This is a genomic window from Legionella sp. PATHC039 (assembly GCF_026191275.1).
GTDB classification, from domain to species: Bacteria; Pseudomonadota; Gammaproteobacteria; order Legionellales; family Legionellaceae; genus Legionella; species Legionella pneumophila.
Genome location: NZ_JAPHOP010000001.1, coordinates 1,395,339 through 1,411,601 on the forward strand (window position 1 = coordinate 1,395,339; position 16,263 = coordinate 1,411,601).

Sequence of the window (16,263 nt, forward strand, 5' to 3'; positions counted from 1 at the left end):
GGATTTTATGTCAAACTCTCAGGTTTCTATAAACATGCTCTTAAGTACTTTAACGAGGCTTTAAAGAATAAAGCGTAGCCTCACCAGATAAAATCATCTGGCTTATTCTTCTGTGTGTACTGATTCGCTAGCCACTAACACATTTTGTGCTTTCAAACCCTTAGGTCCTCGATCAAGTTCAAAGGTAACTGGATCATTTTCATGCAGCGTTTTAAAACCAACTCCCTGAATGTCTTTGTAGTGCACGAAAATATCTTCGCCTTTTTGATTAACAATAAAACCAAATCCTTTTTTTTCATTAAACCATTTAACATGGCCTGTTTCTCTTTGCGACATTCGCATTTCCCCTTTGACTTACACAGATACATCAAAATTGTTATTTAAATAAATAAAAGTTCACTTTAGCGCAACTTAAAGTAAAAAAATAAATCACTCCCTAACTAGCAATTTACGCTATAATAAACCCTTTTCCATGCAAGGATAAATCCTGCACTATGATTAGCATATCAGTTTTTTGTTGATTGTTAAGGATTTTTTTAAAATATGTGATTGTTTTCAATAAAATTTTGTATTAGGAAACCAGAATGAATCATACCAAATCATCTTTTATAAAATTAGCTCTGGAGTGTCAAGTACTTAAATTTGGTGAATTTACTTTAAAATCAGGACGAATAAGTCCGTATTTCTTTAACGCTGGTTTATTTTATCACGGTGATTCCTTACGTAAGTTAGGTCAATTTTATGCAAAAACCCTTTTAGAACAAGAAGTTTCTTTTGAGCACTTGTTTGGACCAGCGTACAAAGGTATCCCACTCGCTACCGCAACTGCAGTGGCCTTGGCTGAGTTAGGCAGGGACATCACTGTGACTTTTAATCGTAAGGAAGTAAAAACTCATGGAGAAGGCGGACAATTAATTGGTTCGCCGCTAACAGGAAGGACAGTGATCATTGACGATGTGATTACAGCGGGCACAGCATTCAGAGAATCACAAACCCTGATTAAAGAGAATGGAGGGATTCTTCGTGGTGTCATTATCGCTCTGGACAGATGCGAACGAGGATTAACTGAGAAATCAACCCTGTCAGAAATCAGGGAGCAAGGAATTGAAGTCTATTCAATTATCAATTTGTTTGATCTAATAGAATTTCTGAAAAATGACAATCAATACGAACAGGTACAAAAACTGGAGTCCTATCAAGAGCGTTATGGTGCATAATATTCGGATTACAGATTTTCCCTAAAAAGAGTAAGACAATCATCACTCATTGTGTTTTCAGTTGCTGAGCTATCAATGAAGCTCAGCAACTTATACTGATATCGCCTCTGTCTATTGCTTGACATCTTCTTCTCTAAGTTCCAACCATACTGCGTTAAGCACCGCGAACACACAAGCCAATCCTGTGCCCAAAATCCAGGAGAAATACCACATAGAAAAACCTCCTAATATGCAGAATCTTGCTCTGCTTTAATAGAACTTTCAGTTACCTTACCTCGTAACACTCGATAAACCCAAGCCGTGTATGCAAGCACAATAGGCAATAATAATACCGTTGCTACTAACATAATAAACAAAGTAACCTGGCTGGAAGAGCTATCCCAGACGATCAAACTGTATTTAGGATTTGAAGAAGAGGGTAATATGAAAGGAAACATACTAACCCCTACCGTTGCAATCAAAGTACCAACGCTCAATCCGCTCAGCACAAAAGCCAACACACTTTTATTCGCAAAAATAATTGCTAAAAAAGCGGATATTACGCATAAAACAGGCACTAAAAGTGATAATGGATACTCTTTATAATTATCAAACCATGCTCCGGCTTGAATAATGACGTCCTTGTAAGAGGGATTTGATGGCCCATCATGGGGAACTGTTCCTTTTAAAACATAACCATCAATACCATAATAAACCCAAGCCCCTAATCCAATAAATAAAAGAATAACCACAAGAGCACTCCAGCGAGCCCTGTCTTTTGCTTTATTTTGCAAAGCCCCTATAGTTTTTACTTGAATAAAAAAAGCACCATGCATAGCAAGCATAAGCACAGATAATAATCCACACCCTAAAGCAAACGGATTGAGTAATTCAAAAAAACTTCCCGTATAGAATACTCTTAAACTCTCATCAAAATAAAATGGAACACCTTGTATGACATTTCCAACCGCTACCCCAAAGATTAAAGCCGGAACAAATCCACCGATGAATAAAGCCCAATCCCAAAATGCTCTCCATATGAGGTTATCCAGCTTTGATCTGTATTTAAAGCCAACGGGTCTTAAAATCAACGCCAAAAGAACAACCAGCATAGCCATGTAAAAACCTGAGAAAGATAAGGCATAGAGAGTAGGCCAAGCTGCAAAAATAGCGCCTCCGCCCAGTATAAACCAAACCTGGTTACCCTCCCATGTTGGGCCAATGCTGTTAATTAATATCCGTCTCTCAATATCTGTTTTACCTAACCAGGGAAGCCACATTGCCACACCGAGGTCAAATCCATCCATAATGGCAAAACCAATAAGCAAAATACCTATTAATAACCACCAAATTATTCTGAGTGTTTCATAATCCAAAGGCATTTGATTCTCCTTTCATCAATGATGATTCATCCCATCTGGGCCAAGACGTATGTATTTGACCATTAAATAAATCTCAACAATTGCAAGAACAGTATAAAACAATACAAAGCCTGCAATTGATGTCATTACTTGCCCTGATGTTAAAGAGGAGGCTCCCATAAAAGTAGGCAGAATACCTTCAACAACCCAGGGTTGGCGACCATATTCTGCTACTATCCACCCTAATTCAGCCGCTATCCAAGGTAAAGGCAAAGAATAAAATGCAACCCTATGGTACCAAGATGTTTTTTCCAACCGATGTCTTACAGACAAATAAAAACCGGTTGCAAAAAGAAGTATAAAATATATCCCGCAAGCAACCATAATTCTAAAGGAGAAGAACATTGGCAAGACTTTAGGTTTGAGATCGTGCGCTGCTTGATTTATTTGCTCTTCAGTGGCATCCGTGACATTTTCGGTATATTTCTTGAGCAACAAAGCATAACCAAGATTTTCACCGTGCTTTGTAAAGACGGCCTTGGCTTGTTCGTTCTTTGGATCTTTCTGAAGAACTTTCAATGCATCGTATGCGATCATACCATCTTTGATTTTTAATTTTCCTTCCTCAATTAATTCAATAATGCCCTGTAAAGGAGTATTGAACGAACGAGTAGCAATAATACCAAGAGCATAAGGAATATCTATCGCATATTTTGTCGTAAAACTTTTCTCATCTGGTATCCCGAAAACAGTCAAATTTGCGGGAGCTTTTTCGGTATTCCACATCGCTTCCATCGCAGCCAATTTCATTTTTTGGTTTTCATTGGCAACGTAGCCACTCTCATCTCCCAATACCACAACAGACAATGCTGATGCCAAACCAAAAGAAACTGCGACTGTCATTGAACGTTTGGCAAACGCTTTATTTCGTCCCCGCAAAAGAAAATAGGCGCTTATGGATAAGACAAACATAGCTCCTGTTACATATCCCGCACTGATAGTATGCACAAACTTAGCCTGAGCGACAGGATTAAACAGCATTTCGTAAAAACTGCTGACTTCCATTCTCATCGTTTGGTAATCAAAATAGGCACCTACAGGATGTTGCATCCAACCATTAGCGATTAAAATCCATAATGCTGAAAGATTAGTACCTAAAGCCAATAGCCATGTAGAGGTCAGATGCTGCAATTTTGACAATCTGTTCCAGCCAAAGAAAAATAACCCCACAAAAGTAGCTTCCAGAAAAAAGGCCATTAGTCCTTCAATTGCTAATGGAGCACCAAATACATCTCCAACATAATGTGAATAGTAAGCCCAGTTAGTACCAAACTGGAATTCCATAGTCAGACCGGTTGCAACTCCCAAAACAAAATTAATCCCAAACAAAATACCCCAGTATTTGACCATTTGCTTCCAAAGTTCTCGGCCAGTCATTACATAAACTGTCTCCATGATCGCTAACATAACCGATAACCCCAACGTAAGGGGCACAAATAGAAAATGATATAGTGCAGTTAATGCAAATTGTAATCTTGATAAATCAACAACTTCAGCAGCTGGAATCATAAAACTACCTCTTGTTATTTGGGGTAAGTACTGTTTGTTCTTCTTTTCCTAACAACCATTCTTTATTACTAGACAGATCAGGATGCATTCCTCTGACACAGAAATACCATAATAAAACAAGCAATATCATTTTAAATGAAAGGGTAAATACAATATCTCTGGTAAGTGGTTTCATGACATTTCCTCAGGATTTATCATATCGACAGTCTCTGTTAAAAAATATTTGCGTCTGCCTTTTGATTTTCAGCCAATCCAGTTTCCGGGAAAGAGACCTGTATACTCTACCCTATCCAGATTTTTTTTTCACTAACTTATTGACAATGATAAATAGAATCATTATCATCATTAACATGTTACAACACGCTAATACATTAATATGAAAATACATGGATCTTTTAAAAAATCTGCGCTGCCTAATTTGATGCAAGCCATCAGCTCGCTTAAAAATGAAGACGAAGCCATGCAGTTTTTTACAGACTTATGTACTCCTGCCGAACTAGAATCTATGGCTGATCGATGGCAAGTAGTTCCTTTGCTACGTCAAGGAATCCCTTACAGAACGATACATGAAGAAACAGGGGTCAGTGTAACAACCATCACGCGAGTTGCTCGTTGTTTAAGCTTTGGTACAGGTGGTTATCGTGTAATAGCTGAAAGATTGGAGAAGTTGTGAAAAATCGTTTACGTCTGGCCTTGCAAAAAAAAGGTCGATTAGCAGATGAGTCTTTAAATCTCCTACAACGTTGTGGTTTAAAATTTCGCATTAAGCCAAACGCATTATTAACCCATGTTGATAATTTTCCAATCGATTTACTCTTCGTTCGTGATGATGACATCCCTACTCTTGTATTTGACAGTTTATGTGATGGTGGCATAGTAGGAGAAAATGTCCTGTTGGAGGCCTTTCTTAACAGGCCGGATAAGTCATTTAGAAAAATATTAACATTAGGCAGTTGTACTTGCCGTTTATCCATAGCAGTACCAGAGGCATTCGACTATCAAGGCTCCGGGAGTCTGGATGGGAAGCGAATTGCCACGAGCTATCCAAATTTACTCAACAATTATCTTGCTGAACGAAAAATTAGTGCAGAAATTCTGACCTTATCCGGCTCTGTTGAGGTAGCGCCACGAATGGGAATGGCTGACTTCATATGCGATTTGGTATCTACAGGCCAAACACTCGAAGATAATAAACTCAAAGAAGTTGATACTGTTCTCAACAGTCAGGCCGTCTTTATTCAAACTCAGAGACAATTGGATCCTGATATGCAAGAGTTGTTTGCCATGCTTGCCAGAAGAATACAGGCTGTCCAGCAAGCTCAGGAAAGAAAATACATTGTTTTTCACGCGCCCAAGGCCGCCCTTGAGCGAATTGCTCAAAAATTACCAGGAGCTGAATCACCAACCATTCTCCCATTACCCGGAAATAATGAAAAGGTTGCCGTGCACGTAGTCTCCAGTGAAGGTGTGTTTTGGAATACTTTAGAGACTATCCAATATTTAGGTGCCAGCTCCATCCTGGTATTACCTATTGAAAAGATGCTGGAGTAATTCATATGCTAACGATAAAAAACTGGCAATTACTGTCTGATAACGATAAAAGGCGATGCCTTTCAAGGCCACGAGACAATTCTGCAATAAAGGAAAATGTGCTGGAAATTATAAATCAGGTCCAATTATCAGGAGATAAAGCACTTTACGATTTAACCAAACGGTTTGATAGAGTCAATTTACAATATTTACAGATCTCACAGGAAAAAATTAAACAAGCCAGCATACCGCAAAATGCCTTAATCGCCATAAAACAAGCCATTGAAACAATCTCGTCATATCACCAGTCTTTGTTGCCTGAAAATACTGAGATTTCGACTGCATCAGGAATTACAATCCGCAATGTCTACAGACCAATCCAAAAAGTTGGCTTGTATGTGCCTGGAGGAAATAAAACACCTTTAGTTTCTTCACTTCTCATGCAGGCAATACCGGCAAAGGTAGCGGGCTGCCCAATAAAAGTGCTTTGTACTCCCCCTGATGCAGAAGGGGAAATTAACGAGCATATCCTGGTAGCTGCAAGATTATGTGGTATTGACACAATTTACGTTATAGGTGGAGCTCAAGCCATAGCGGCCATGGCTTATGGCACTGAAAGTGTCATCAAAGTGGATAAAATATTCGGACCGGGTAACAGCTATGTCACTCAGGCAAAAACTTTAGTTGCAATTGACGCCGACGGAGCTGCGATTGACATGCCCGCTGGGCCATCTGAAGTGATGATTCTTGCAGATACTGAGGCAAACCCTGAATTTATTGCTGCAGATTTATTAGCCCAGGCTGAACATGGCCCGGATTCACAGGTTATTTTAATTTGTGATGAATGTGAATTGGCAACCCAGGTTAATCAACAGTTGGAAATTCAGATGAGTTATTTGTCAAGAATAGAATTTATCAAACAATCTCTCGCGAATAGCAGGATAATTATCTGTTCTAATCAATCGGAACAGCTGGATATTATCAACTCCTACGCTCCGGAACACCTGATCATTAACAGAAAAAACCCCGAACCATGGGTTGAGAAAATCGTGGCTGCCGGAACAGTATTCCTTGGCTCTTGGGCCGCAGAAACAATGGGTGACTATGTAACAGGAAGCAATCACGTCTTACCTACCAGTGGTTTTGCCAGAAACCATAGCGGGCTTTCTACTCTTGATTTTATGACACGATTTACCGTGCAAGCCATAAATCAGGAGGCTATCCGTAATTTAGGTCCAGCAGCAATGACTTTAGCGGAATTAGAGGGCTTGGATGCTCATGCCAATGCCATTCAAATAAGACTCAATACTCTGGGGGATTAAATGTCCATACTCAATCTTGTTCGTGCAGATCTATTAAATAGTCAAAATTATGTCCCCGGTGGTGAGAGTGCTCGCTATCGATCACATGCCAATGAACTGCCTTGGTCACCAGTTACTATGGGGGAGCATAATTTAAATTATTACCCAAACATTGGCTTACAAATAGAGCTGCAAAATCAATTGGCAAAACGTTATCAAATCTATTCCGATCAAATCATACTGACCAGAGGAAGTGATGATGGCATTGATTTGACAACCAGACTTTTTCTAACTGCCGGAAAAGACGCTTTCATGCAATTTCCCCCTACTTTTCCTATGTACGCTTTTTATGTTCGGCTACAACAAGCAGAATTGATAGAATGCCCTTTGGATAGAAGGACTAATTTTCGCCTCACCCTGGATCAAATTGAAAATAGCTGGAAACCAAACTGCAAAGTTATCATGTTTTGTAGTCCCAATAACCCGACTGGTAATTTGGTGGATTTAAATTTAATTGCCAAGACATGTGAACTATATGCGAATCAATCTATTATAGTTGTGGACGAAGCGTATATAGAGTTTGCAAATGCACCAAGCGCTACGTCCTTAATTGGAGAGTTTGAAAATCTGATTGTCTTAAGAACCCTGTCGAAAGCCTTTGGGCTGGCTGGATTACGCTTAGGCTGCATTATAGCCCAGAGTCCTATTATTCAAGCTTTTAATAAAATCATTGCCCCCTATTCCATTGCCACTCCTAGCATGGAGCTGGCTAAAAGAGCTTTGAATAATAGCGATTGGTTCACAAAAACTATTGAGCAAATCAAATCATCTCGTGCCTGGGTTATAAAAAAATTCGCCGATAATCCAATCATTGAAAAAATTTATCCTACGGAAACCAATTTCATTCTCATTCAAACACGATTTTCAAAACAATTAACCACTTGGCTTGCTCGTTATGGCATCGCAGTAAGAGATTTTCCTTCGTCCTCTTTATTGCATGATCACCTTCGTATTACGGTGGGTAATGATGAGCAAAATCAATTATTAATTAATGTCTTATCCTCATTTAACGCTGATGTAGCAGGATTAAATTATGAAAAAGATTTTATTTATTGACCGCGATGGCACTTTAGTTGAAGAACCCTTTGATTTTCAAGTAGATTCTCTGGATAAAATTAAATTAACTTCTGGAGTAATACCAGCCCTGTTGCAATTACAAAAAGCTGGCTTTACCTTCATTATGGTATCCAATCAAAATGGCATAGGAACCGTAGCTTTTCCAGAAGAGGATTTTGCTGTTTGCCATGACTTTATCCTGGATCTGTTTTCCTCTCAAGGCATTCTTTTTGATGAGATTTTTATATGCCCTCACACCCCTGAAGACAATTGTATTTGTAGAAAACCTAAAACTGGCTTGCTCGAATCTTACTTAAAAGAAACAGCATTTGCTAAACAATATTCATGGGTAATTGGCGACCGGGATACTGATAAAGAGTTTGCTGATAATCTGGGCGTTAATTTCTTGCCCATTTCGAAAACACATACTTGGGAAATGGTGGCTTCTGCAATTATCAACGATGCTCGCAAAGCGTCTGTGCAAAGAAAAACAAAAGAGACAGCAATAGATTTGTCAGTTCAACTGGATAGCGATCAAACCAGTGTTATAAACACTCCTATACCTTTCTTCACTCACATGTTGGAACAAGTAGCAAAGCACGGAGGTTTTGATTTGCGATTACAAGCTTCTGGAGATTTGGAAGTAGATGAGCACCACTTGATTGAGGATACAGCCATTGCGTTAGGAGAAGCAATTAGAACAGCGCTGGGTGACAAATGGGGAATTAATCGTTACGGTTATACCCTTCCTATGGATGAATCATTAGCTTGCGTTGCAATCGATATTAGCGGCAGAAGCTTTTGTGACTTCAAAGGTCAGTTTACTCGTGAATTTGTTGGCGGTATGGCAACAGAAATGGTGCCTCACTTTTTCCAATCGCTATCGAGCGCGTTGGGGGCAACTATCCATATTGAGGTCACAGGCACCAATCATCACCACATGATCGAAGCATGCTTCAAAGTTTTAGGCAGAGCCTTGCGACAGGCATGCTCAAGAACGAATAATTATCTACCTTCAACCAAGGGTGTATTATGATTGCTGTGATTGATGTCAGTGGGAATAATTTAACTTCTCTGACAAATGCCTTGATTCGATTGGGAGGGCATTTTGCACTGACCCATGATGCTGAAGAAATACAAAAAGCAAGCCATGTCATTTTGCCAGGAGTTGGGACAGCACGTTCTGGTATGACAGCTTTGCAGCAAAATGGGTTAATAGACGTTTTAAGAACCTTAACCCAACCACTTCTTGGCATCTGTCTTGGAATGCAATTATTGCTTGAATACAGCGAAGAAGACGACATACCCTGCCTGGGTTTGATTCCTGGAGTTGCAGAGTTATTAAAAGCTGAAAGAAATCATCCTGTTCCTCATATGGGATGGAACAATCTTCATTGGCAAAAAACATCATCATTACAACAAGGATTAAATAATAGTGATTATGTTTATTTTGTTCATAGCTATGCTCTAAAAGCAGATGATTATGCATTGGCTCGATGTCAGTATCATGAAGAGTTCACTGCAGTTGTAAAAAAAGGCAATTTTTATGGTATGCAATTTCATCCAGAAAAATCAGCTGATGTTGGCATGGTATTACTAAATAACTTTTTATCTTTGGAGTCTACATGTTAGTTATCCCAGCTATTGATTTGCAATCTGGACGATGTGTGCGCTTAAAACAAGGACGGTTTGATCAAGTAACGCAATTTAGCGTTTTTCCCATAGAAAGGGCTTTGCATTTTGCCAAACTAGGCGCCAAACGCCTTCACGTAGTCGATTTGGATGGTGCTCGCAGCGGAAAAATGCAACAGTTGGAGCTCATTTGTTCCATGCAAAAGACGGGAATACCAATTCAAGCCGGAGGTGGAATCAGGAGCATAGAACAGGCGTTGGAATGCAGCAACGCAGGAATTTCACAATTGGTCATTGGCAGCCTGGCTATTACAAATCCTGATTTGACAATACAAATCATTGAAAAGATTAAACCTGAAAATATTGTTCTTGCTCTGGACGTTCGTGTTGATACAAAAGTCCCCCTCCTTGCGATTAATGGCTGGCAAAATAATAGTACAAGCAGCCTTTGGGAAGTAGTGTCTTATTACGAAAACTATGGGATAAAGAACATACTTTGTACTGACATCGCATGCGATGGCATGATGAATGGGCCTAATTTCGATTTGTATCAACAAGCAGTTGAATATTTTCCTCAGATTGCCTGGCAAGCCTCAGGGGGAATACGCCATATGCAGGATATTACAACGCTGGATTCATTAGGAATATCCGCCGTAATCCTTGGGCTAATGCTTTATCAAGATAATGTGAATTTCGAGGAGTTATTATGTTAACCAAGCGAATCATTCCCTGTCTTGACGTTCTGGATAATCAGGTTGTCAAGGGAGTAAAATTTCGCAACCATAGAATAATTGGAGACATACTCCCATTAGCTGCTCACTACTCAGCATCAGGCGCAGACGAATTGGTATTTTATGATATTACAGCAAGTAGCGATGACCGTTCTGTTTGTCCTGTTTGGGTCAATAAAGTGGCTGCTACTATTAATATTCCATTTACAGTAGCTGGAGGCATCCGAACATTGCATCAAGCAAGATCAATATTAAATGCCGGAGCAGATAAAATCTCAATCAACAGCCCTGCGTTGGAAAACCCTTCATTGATTAACGAATTGAGCAAAGAGTTTGGAAAACAATGTGTGGTAATAGGGGTCGATAGTCAGTGGATAATTGATGATTATTATGTCTATCAGTATACAGGCAATGAAAATAAAAGTACCAATTCAAAACGCAAAACTCGAGAATGGATACGTGAAATTCAAGACCGCGGTGCTGGCGAGATAGTTCTTAATTGCATGCAATCAGATGGCGTTCGAATGGGATATGATATTGCACAGCTATCAGAAATGATAAACCTCTGCCAGGTTCCCCTCATCGCATCAGGCGGTGCTGGAAAAATTAATGATTTTGTTGAAGTATTTAAAAAGTCTCATGCCAGCGGGGCTTTGGCAGCAAGCGTTTTTCATGACAAAATACTGGCAATCAATGACATAAAACTAGCATTACAAACAGAAAATATTGAGGTAAGACTATGAGTGACTTGGACATTAACTCTCTTGATTGGCAAAAAATGAATGGACTATTGCCGGCAATAATCCAAAACGCAGAAAATGGTAAAGTATTGATGCTAGGTTATATGAATCAGGAGGCATTAATTGCTACATTAACTACAGGACAACTGACCTTATACAGCAGAAGTCGGAAAAGACTGTGGCGCAAGGGAGAGTCTTCCGGCAATAGTATGGCTCTGCAACATATTAGTGCCGATTGCGACAATGACAGTCTTTTGATCCAGGTTATTCCTAAAGGACCCGCTTGTCATTTAGGTTATTCAACCTGCTATCAGCCACATAATAATTATACTCTTGGTTTTCTTGATGGTTTGATTGAATTAATTAATGAACGTGCTGAGGAAAAAAATCCAAACAGTTATACTGCTCAACTCTTGGATTCTGGTGTGAACCGATGTGCTCAAAAATTAGGAGAGGAGGCGGTAGAAACAGTGATCGCTGCTGTGAGTAACAATAAAGAAGAACTTATCAACGAAGCGTCTGATTTAATTTATCATTTATTAGTGCTTCTCAAAGCTTGTGAGTTAAGTTTTTATGATGTTTTATTGTGTTTACAAGCAAGAGACAGAAGTGTGCATACTTAATTGCTTATTCCATAGAAGATCTCTATAACCAGAATGCTCAGGAATTATCAATCAAGACTAGTTAATTTTTTAAACTACTATTAAGAAATTAACTTTTCTTGAAATACTCTTTAATGTAATCAGGCAAATTCATTTCCAACACTGCCTCATCCTTTTTAGTTGCATAGTAAGAAGGCAACTCACTCACCATAGCAGGCTGGGAATACAGCTTGCACTCAGGGAAGTATTCAAAAAGCAACTGTACTTTTCCCGCAACATCATTGCCAGCAATGGTTGAAATAAATTCAAATGCCAGATCAATGCCACTGGAAATTCCACCAGTAGTCCAAACTTTACCTGACTTAACGATACGCTTTTCAACCAATTGGACATCCTCAAAAGACTTTAATTCAGGCATAGCGCGCCAATAAGTTGTTGCTTCATGATGAGTCAATAGGCCTGCCGCATGCAATAAAAATGCTCCAGTACAAACAGAAAGCAAATAGCCAGTGTTTTGAGCCTGCTTTTTCAAAAAAGAAATCAAACGTGGATTATTTACTTGCTCTCTTCTACCAGCCCCACCTGGAACCAGTAAATAATCAAATTGTGGAGAATTGTTAAATTCACAATGAGGTTTCAGGCTAATTTGACTTGCGCAACAAACTTCATTGCTGGTTTCTGCTACCAGAAACATATCAATAGGGGCATCAAGAATAGTTTTCCAGGTTGCAAACACTTCCCACGGCCCAATAACATCCATCGGCTGGACGTTTTCATAAATCAAAACTCCCAATTTTTTATTCGCCGCATCTTCCCTTTTCAGCACGTTTTTCATGCAATTCCACCTTAATCTGAAAAATCCCATTTTTTATATTAGTTTTTTTGATAATTGACCTACATCGCATATATGCCTCAGCTTATCTATAGCTCGCAGATTATCAAAGTACTTTTGTCAGAGTAAATTGAGAAAAACTTCTAATAATTAAAAGAGCTCTTCATTTTTACAATTCGTTGATAAGCTTCATTAATCCTTTGTTCAGAAATCTCTCCCGATCGAACTTTTTGCTCGATCATGTCAATGATTTCTGTCGAGTCTTGAAATTTTTCTACCAATTGATTACCAAATATTAGCATATCTGCTCCTGCATTAATTGAAAGAGTTACAGCAGTTTCTAATCCATAATAATTCGTTATTGCTTTCATTTGCATATCATCGGTGATAACAACCCCGTCAAATTTTAAATCACGGCGCAATAATCCGTTAATGATCTGGTAAGATAGGCTGGCAGGTAGCCCTGTCATGTCCAGTTTTCTATTCACAATATGAGCTATCATCACCATATCGCAATGATTGGGTTGAGATAATAATTGTAAAAAAGGGATTAATTCTTGCTCGCTCCAAGTGTCACTTATATCTACAAAACCCAAATGTGAATCAGATAATGAACTGCCATGTCCAGGAAAATGTTTATAAGAACAATGTATTTGATGTTTTATAAATTGCTCTGTATAAAGTTGCGCGTATTGAGTGACAACTTCCGGTATCGAAGAGAAACTCCTGTCTTTTTTACCTATGATAGGATTATCAGGATTTATATTCACATCTAATTCAGGGAAAAAATTCAAATTAAATCCTGTTGATTTTAAAGTATTTGCCATCAATTCTGCTAATGCATCAGCTCTTTCCAGAGACATGGAACCAACGTCTTTTGCTGAAGGCATTTCAGGGAATCCATAACGGGGATGCAATCGATTAACGTTTCCCCCCTCGTAATCAACTGAAATAAGTAATGGTAAATTATCTCTATGATATTTACGGTTGGCTTTTTGCGTTAGTATTTGTAACTGATTATTTAATCGGTTGACTTGTTCCGGACTTTCTATATTTTTATCAAAAGTTTGTGACTGCTGATTAAAATCAAAAAGAATAACACCACCAATGTTGTTTTTCTCAATTGCCTGGGCAATAGGTGATTTCTCGTCAACCACTTTGCCCTGGAATCCTAATATTAACATCTGCCCAATTTTATCTCTTAAACTCACTTCCGAGGCGCAAACTATTGTAGCCATCAAAAAAAGAAAAAAAGATAAAATAATTGACTTGATTTTCAATGCTAAACTCATTAGAAAATGATTAATTCTCTCTATTGCAACATGCGCCAATTATACATATTAAGACCAAACTAATCAAATGTTACACAGGAAAATCGGTCTGTGACATCCATGATTTAACAATCAAGTTTTTTTACACCAATGCCAATAAAACAGCTGTTAAATAATTTCCCTCTGGAAAGGCTGCCAAGGTAGGATGGCAGCTTGCTGGTCCGTATACGCCTAAAATACGCGCTTGCTTTCCCATTGCAACAGCCTGAGCGCTTACCAGGGAACAAAAATCCTGGGATGAAAGCGCTGAAGAACAGTTGCAAGTCATCAATAAAGCTCCTGGTTTCATATATTTAAATGCTTCTCTATGTAAAAATCGGTAATAATTTTTAGCTTGCTGTAAATGTTTTTGTGAAGGGACCAGTTTTGGCGGGTCAAGAATGACCACATCATATTCGCCAGCCATTTTCAGATATTCTCTGGCATCTGCCTTAATAAATTCAATGGTATTTAAGTGATTTAAAACAGCATTATTTTTAGCCTGCTCTATTGCCTGCGCCGAGCTATCTACAGCCGTAACATGAAGAGCGCCCGCTTTTGCTGCGTGCAAAGCAAATCCTCCCGTAAAAGTATAAAGATCCAAGACTCTTTTTCCCCTGGACAGGTTTGCTATCCTTTTGTGATTTTCTCTTTGATCAAGAAACAATCCAGTTTTTTGGGTTTGCGCAAATTCAACATGATACAGAACACCTTCTTCCAAAACCTGAGTGCTATCCTGGCTTTTCTCTGTATGAATTTCTTTCCAGCCGTCTTTAGATAATGGCTTGTTTTGAGGAAGCCAAATGATATGATTATGCGGGAATAACTCTTGCAATACCTGAACAATAATCGATTTGTTCAACTCTACCCAATAAGCAGAACTTGCTATAACGCAATAGTCATTAAAGCAATCAATCGTTAAACCAGAGAGTCCATCCGCTTCACTGTTGAACAATCGATAAGCATTAGTCTGTTCATTTGGTAAATCAAGACATCGTCTCACCAGACTGGCTTGTTTGATTCTATGAGTAATTAAAGACTTATAATCTGAGCTATTTATCTGTTCGTTGGAGAGAGCAAGAACCCTTACTCTATATAAAGAGTGCTCATTATAGGCTCCGAATCCTAAACTCTCACCTTCAGAGCCAATTATCTCAACCAATTCACCTGTAATTAGCTTGCCAGAATATTGAGCTATGGCTTTGGGGAAAATCCAGGGATGGCCTCTTAATACAGTGTTTTGCTTTCCACTCACTAAAATAATTTTCGCTTTCATTCTCTATTTCCCAAAACCTAAAAGTCAGTTAATCTACACTATCAAGAATTATACTTGCAATGGAAAGAAGGACAAATATGCGGCAATTTACAAAATACCTAGCCATTTTTCTATTTTCATCTTCAGTGAGCGTTGGTTATGCCGGTCCCTGGTTCACCGGACCTTTATTGGCACCCGCAGGCCATACTGTCCCCAAAGGACATACCAACCTCGAAGTTTATGGCATTGATGTCTTTACTGATGGGCAATACAATGCCTCTGGACAAAGGATATCCACACCCAAGTTTAAAACCTTTGCCGCCAACCCAATACTCACTCATGGCTTTACTGACTGGCTGGACGTGCAGTTGACCGTGCCTTATTTATTCAACTCGACACGCGGTATTCATGAAAACCATTTGGCTGATGTTGCAACTGCATTGGGAATACAAATTCTGGAACAAAAAGGCTCGCCTAAAGGAATTGATTTTCGTGTCCTTTTACAGGAAACCATACCCACTGGACGCTATGACCAATTGAATCCTGCTTTACTTGGTACTGATGCTACTGGTCTTGGAAGCTACCAAACCTTAGTGGGCTTAGATTTTCAATATTTATTACAAGTTTTTAAAACCCATTATCTCAGAACACGATTTATTGCATCACGTCTTTTTTCCAGTAATGTTCATGTTGATGGACTAAGCAGTTATGGTGGTTCAATAAATACTCATGGGACGGTTAAACCAGGCATTGAAAACAACCTAGACTTGGCCTTCGAATTTACTCTTACTCAACACTGGGTTGCCGTAATGGAAGGTTATATTGCAACTGGTAAAGCCACTCGGTTTAACGGTATTTTAAACTTTACCAGCATTGGAAGCCCGCCGGTCAACGTCAGTGATTTGGATGCTGCCCCCGTAGTCATTGGCAACGGCTCATTTAGAGAAGAAGCACTGGCTCCGGCAATAGAATACAACTTCAATGAAAATATTGGGGTAATTGGTGGAGTTTGGTTCCCTGTAAGTGGAATAAATACTTCCCATTATATGACCTATGTACTGGCAATTAATGCCTTTTGGTGATAGCAC

19 protein-coding genes are annotated in these 16,263 nt (G+C 39.0%); 11 read left to right on the plus strand and 8 right to left on the minus strand.

From position 1 onward, the window contains the following. Positions 1-102 precede the first annotated feature (102 nt). Positions 103-336, minus strand: coding sequence for a cold-shock protein (locus OQI99_RS06315; RefSeq protein ID WP_061513598.1), 234 nt, complete (start codon positions 334-336; stop codon positions 103-105). A 248-nt stretch (positions 337-584) separates the two neighbouring features. Here OQI99_RS06315 and pyrE point away from each other — a divergent pair, with 248 nt between their 5' ends. After that, positions 585-1,217 carry an orotate phosphoribosyltransferase gene (pyrE, locus tag OQI99_RS06320; RefSeq protein WP_010946936.1) on the plus strand — a complete coding sequence of 211 codons (633 nt, stop codon included), beginning with the start codon at positions 585-587 and terminating at the stop codon, positions 1,215-1,217. Positions 1,218-1,328: 111 nt separating this feature from the next. On the opposite strand, the gene cydX is transcribed toward pyrE, so the two are convergent. Genes cydX through cydP form a run of 4 tightly spaced genes read right to left on the minus strand, consistent with a single transcriptional unit; the run spans position 1,329 to position 4,301 of the window. Beyond that, positions 1,329-1,430, minus strand: coding sequence for a cytochrome bd-I oxidase subunit CydX (cydX, locus tag OQI99_RS06325; protein ID WP_016356871.1), 102 nt, complete (start codon positions 1,428-1,430; stop codon positions 1,329-1,331). Between the two features lie 11 nt (positions 1,431-1,441). Continuing rightward, positions 1,442-2,578 carry a cytochrome d ubiquinol oxidase subunit II gene (gene cydB / locus OQI99_RS06330; protein WP_061513597.1) on the minus strand — a complete coding sequence of 379 codons (1,137 nt, stop codon included), beginning with the start codon at positions 2,576-2,578 and terminating at the stop codon, positions 1,442-1,444. A gap of 15 nt (positions 2,579-2,593) precedes the next feature. Next, complete coding sequence (locus tag OQI99_RS06335; RefSeq protein WP_061513596.1) at positions 2,594-4,126, minus strand: cytochrome ubiquinol oxidase subunit I; 1,533 nt, start codon at positions 4,124-4,126, stop codon at positions 2,594-2,596. Positions 4,127-4,130: 4 nt separating this feature from the next. Next, entirely contained in the window at positions 4,131-4,301 is a 171-nt protein-coding gene (gene cydP, locus OQI99_RS06340) for a cytochrome oxidase putative small subunit CydP (protein WP_011946310.1), read from the minus strand. A gap of 201 nt (positions 4,302-4,502) precedes the next feature. Between cydP and OQI99_RS06345 the strand changes: the two genes are divergently transcribed. The 9 genes from OQI99_RS06345 to hisIE are packed head-to-tail and all read left to right on the plus strand — an operon-like array spanning position 4,503 to position 11,799. Then, complete coding sequence (locus OQI99_RS06345) at positions 4,503-4,799, plus strand: YerC/YecD family TrpR-related protein (protein WP_061513595.1); 297 nt, start codon at positions 4,503-4,505, stop codon at positions 4,797-4,799. Then, entirely contained in the window at positions 4,796-5,677 is an 882-nt protein-coding gene (gene hisG, locus OQI99_RS06350) for an ATP phosphoribosyltransferase (protein WP_061513594.1), read from the plus strand. The genes OQI99_RS06345 and hisG overlap by 4 nt, the downstream gene beginning before the upstream one ends. Positions 5,678-5,682: 5 nt before the next feature. Then, complete coding sequence (gene hisD / locus OQI99_RS06355; protein WP_265731496.1) at positions 5,683-6,978, plus strand: histidinol dehydrogenase; 1,296 nt, start codon at positions 5,683-5,685, stop codon at positions 6,976-6,978. After that, positions 6,979-8,073: a histidinol-phosphate transaminase gene (gene hisC, locus OQI99_RS06360; protein WP_265731497.1), complete on the plus strand. Its 1,095-nt coding sequence runs from the start codon at positions 6,979-6,981 to the stop codon at positions 8,071-8,073. Further along, the gene (gene hisB, locus OQI99_RS06365) at positions 8,051-9,109 is read left to right on the plus strand and encodes a bifunctional histidinol-phosphatase/imidazoleglycerol-phosphate dehydratase HisB (RefSeq protein ID WP_265731498.1); all 1,059 of its coding nucleotides are present in this window, start codon (positions 8,051-8,053) and stop codon (positions 9,107-9,109) included. The genes hisC and hisB overlap by 23 nt, the downstream gene beginning before the upstream one ends. Next, the gene (hisH, locus tag OQI99_RS06370; protein WP_011213549.1) at positions 9,106-9,705 is read left to right on the plus strand and encodes an imidazole glycerol phosphate synthase subunit HisH; all 600 of its coding nucleotides are present in this window, start codon (positions 9,106-9,108) and stop codon (positions 9,703-9,705) included. Before hisB ends, hisH begins: the two co-directional genes overlap by 4 nt. Continuing rightward, positions 9,699-10,418, plus strand: coding sequence for a 1-(5-phosphoribosyl)-5-[(5-phosphoribosylamino)methylideneamino]imidazole-4-carboxamide isomerase (gene hisA, locus OQI99_RS06375; protein ID WP_265731499.1), 720 nt, complete (start codon positions 9,699-9,701; stop codon positions 10,416-10,418). Before hisH ends, hisA begins: the two co-directional genes overlap by 7 nt. Further along, complete coding sequence (gene hisF / locus OQI99_RS06380) at positions 10,412-11,179, plus strand: imidazole glycerol phosphate synthase subunit HisF (RefSeq protein ID WP_265731500.1); 768 nt, start codon at positions 10,412-10,414, stop codon at positions 11,177-11,179. Before hisA ends, hisF begins: the two co-directional genes overlap by 7 nt. Beyond that, complete coding sequence (hisIE, locus tag OQI99_RS06385) at positions 11,176-11,799, plus strand: bifunctional phosphoribosyl-AMP cyclohydrolase/phosphoribosyl-ATP diphosphatase HisIE (protein ID WP_014841425.1); 624 nt, start codon at positions 11,176-11,178, stop codon at positions 11,797-11,799. The genes hisF and hisIE overlap by 4 nt, the downstream gene beginning before the upstream one ends. A gap of 88 nt (positions 11,800-11,887) precedes the next feature. Here the strand turns inward: hisIE and OQI99_RS06390 are convergent, their stop codons facing one another. From OQI99_RS06390 to OQI99_RS06400, 3 genes are all read right to left on the minus strand, one after another. Further along, positions 11,888-12,613 (minus strand): DJ-1/PfpI family protein, encoded by a 726-nt coding sequence (locus OQI99_RS06390; protein WP_265731501.1) that lies wholly within the window; start codon positions 12,611-12,613, stop codon positions 11,888-11,890. Positions 12,614-12,753: 140 nt separating this feature from the next. After that, a complete protein-coding gene (locus OQI99_RS06395; RefSeq protein WP_265731502.1) occupies positions 12,754-13,902 on the minus strand; it encodes a glycoside hydrolase family 3 protein in 1,149 nt (382 codons plus the stop codon). 121 nt (positions 13,903-14,023) lie between these two features. Further along, on the minus strand, positions 14,024-15,196 hold the full coding sequence (locus OQI99_RS06400; protein WP_265731503.1) for a class I SAM-dependent rRNA methyltransferase: 1,173 nt from the start codon (positions 15,194-15,196) through the stop codon (positions 14,024-14,026). A gap of 77 nt (positions 15,197-15,273) precedes the next feature. On the opposite strand from OQI99_RS06400, the gene OQI99_RS06405 reads away from it, so the two are divergent. After that, positions 15,274-16,257, plus strand: coding sequence for a hypothetical protein (locus OQI99_RS06405; protein ID WP_265731504.1), 984 nt, complete (start codon positions 15,274-15,276; stop codon positions 16,255-16,257). Positions 16,258-16,263: the final 6 nt, after the last annotated feature.

What these genes read in the sequence shown, in the direction of transcription:
- OQI99_RS06315 (WP_061513598.1), bottom strand. Translation starts at nt 336, where the DNA reads ATGTCGCAAAGAGAAACAGGCCATGTTAAATGGTTTAATGAAAAAAAA.
- pyrE (WP_010946936.1), top strand. Translation starts at nt 585, where the DNA reads ATGAATCATACCAAATCATCTTTTATAAAATTAGCTCTGGAGTGTCAA.
- cydX (WP_016356871.1), bottom strand. Translation starts at nt 1,430, where the DNA reads ATGTGGTATTTCTCCTGGATTTTGGGCACAGGATTGGCTTGTGTGTTC.
- cydB (WP_061513597.1), bottom strand. Translation starts at nt 2,578, where the DNA reads ATGCCTTTGGATTATGAAACACTCAGAATAATTTGGTGGTTATTAATA.
- OQI99_RS06335 (WP_061513596.1), bottom strand. Translation starts at nt 4,126, where the DNA reads ATGATTCCAGCTGCTGAAGTTGTTGATTTATCAAGATTACAATTTGCA.
- cydP (WP_011946310.1), bottom strand. Translation starts at nt 4,301, where the DNA reads ATGAAACCACTTACCAGAGATATTGTATTTACCCTTTCATTTAAAATG.
- OQI99_RS06345 (WP_061513595.1), top strand. Translation starts at nt 4,503, where the DNA reads ATGAAAATACATGGATCTTTTAAAAAATCTGCGCTGCCTAATTTGATG.
- hisD (WP_265731496.1), top strand. Translation starts at nt 5,683, where the DNA reads ATGCTAACGATAAAAAACTGGCAATTACTGTCTGATAACGATAAAAGG.
- hisC (WP_265731497.1), top strand. Translation starts at nt 6,979, where the DNA reads ATGTCCATACTCAATCTTGTTCGTGCAGATCTATTAAATAGTCAAAAT.
- hisB (WP_265731498.1), top strand. Translation starts at nt 8,051, where the DNA reads ATGAAAAAGATTTTATTTATTGACCGCGATGGCACTTTAGTTGAAGAA.
- hisH (WP_011213549.1), top strand. Translation starts at nt 9,106, where the DNA reads ATGATTGCTGTGATTGATGTCAGTGGGAATAATTTAACTTCTCTGACA.
- hisA (WP_265731499.1), top strand. Translation starts at nt 9,699, where the DNA reads ATGTTAGTTATCCCAGCTATTGATTTGCAATCTGGACGATGTGTGCGC.
- hisF (WP_265731500.1), top strand. Translation starts at nt 10,412, where the DNA reads ATGTTAACCAAGCGAATCATTCCCTGTCTTGACGTTCTGGATAATCAG.
- hisIE (WP_014841425.1), top strand. Translation starts at nt 11,176, where the DNA reads ATGAGTGACTTGGACATTAACTCTCTTGATTGGCAAAAAATGAATGGA.
- OQI99_RS06390 (WP_265731501.1), bottom strand. Translation starts at nt 12,613, where the DNA reads ATGAAAAACGTGCTGAAAAGGGAAGATGCGGCGAATAAAAAATTGGGA.
- OQI99_RS06395 (WP_265731502.1), bottom strand. Translation starts at nt 13,902, where the DNA reads ATGAGTTTAGCATTGAAAATCAAGTCAATTATTTTATCTTTTTTTCTT.
- OQI99_RS06400 (WP_265731503.1), bottom strand. Translation starts at nt 15,196, where the DNA reads ATGAAAGCGAAAATTATTTTAGTGAGTGGAAAGCAAAACACTGTATTA.
- OQI99_RS06405 (WP_265731504.1), top strand. Translation starts at nt 15,274, where the DNA reads ATGCGGCAATTTACAAAATACCTAGCCATTTTTCTATTTTCATCTTCA.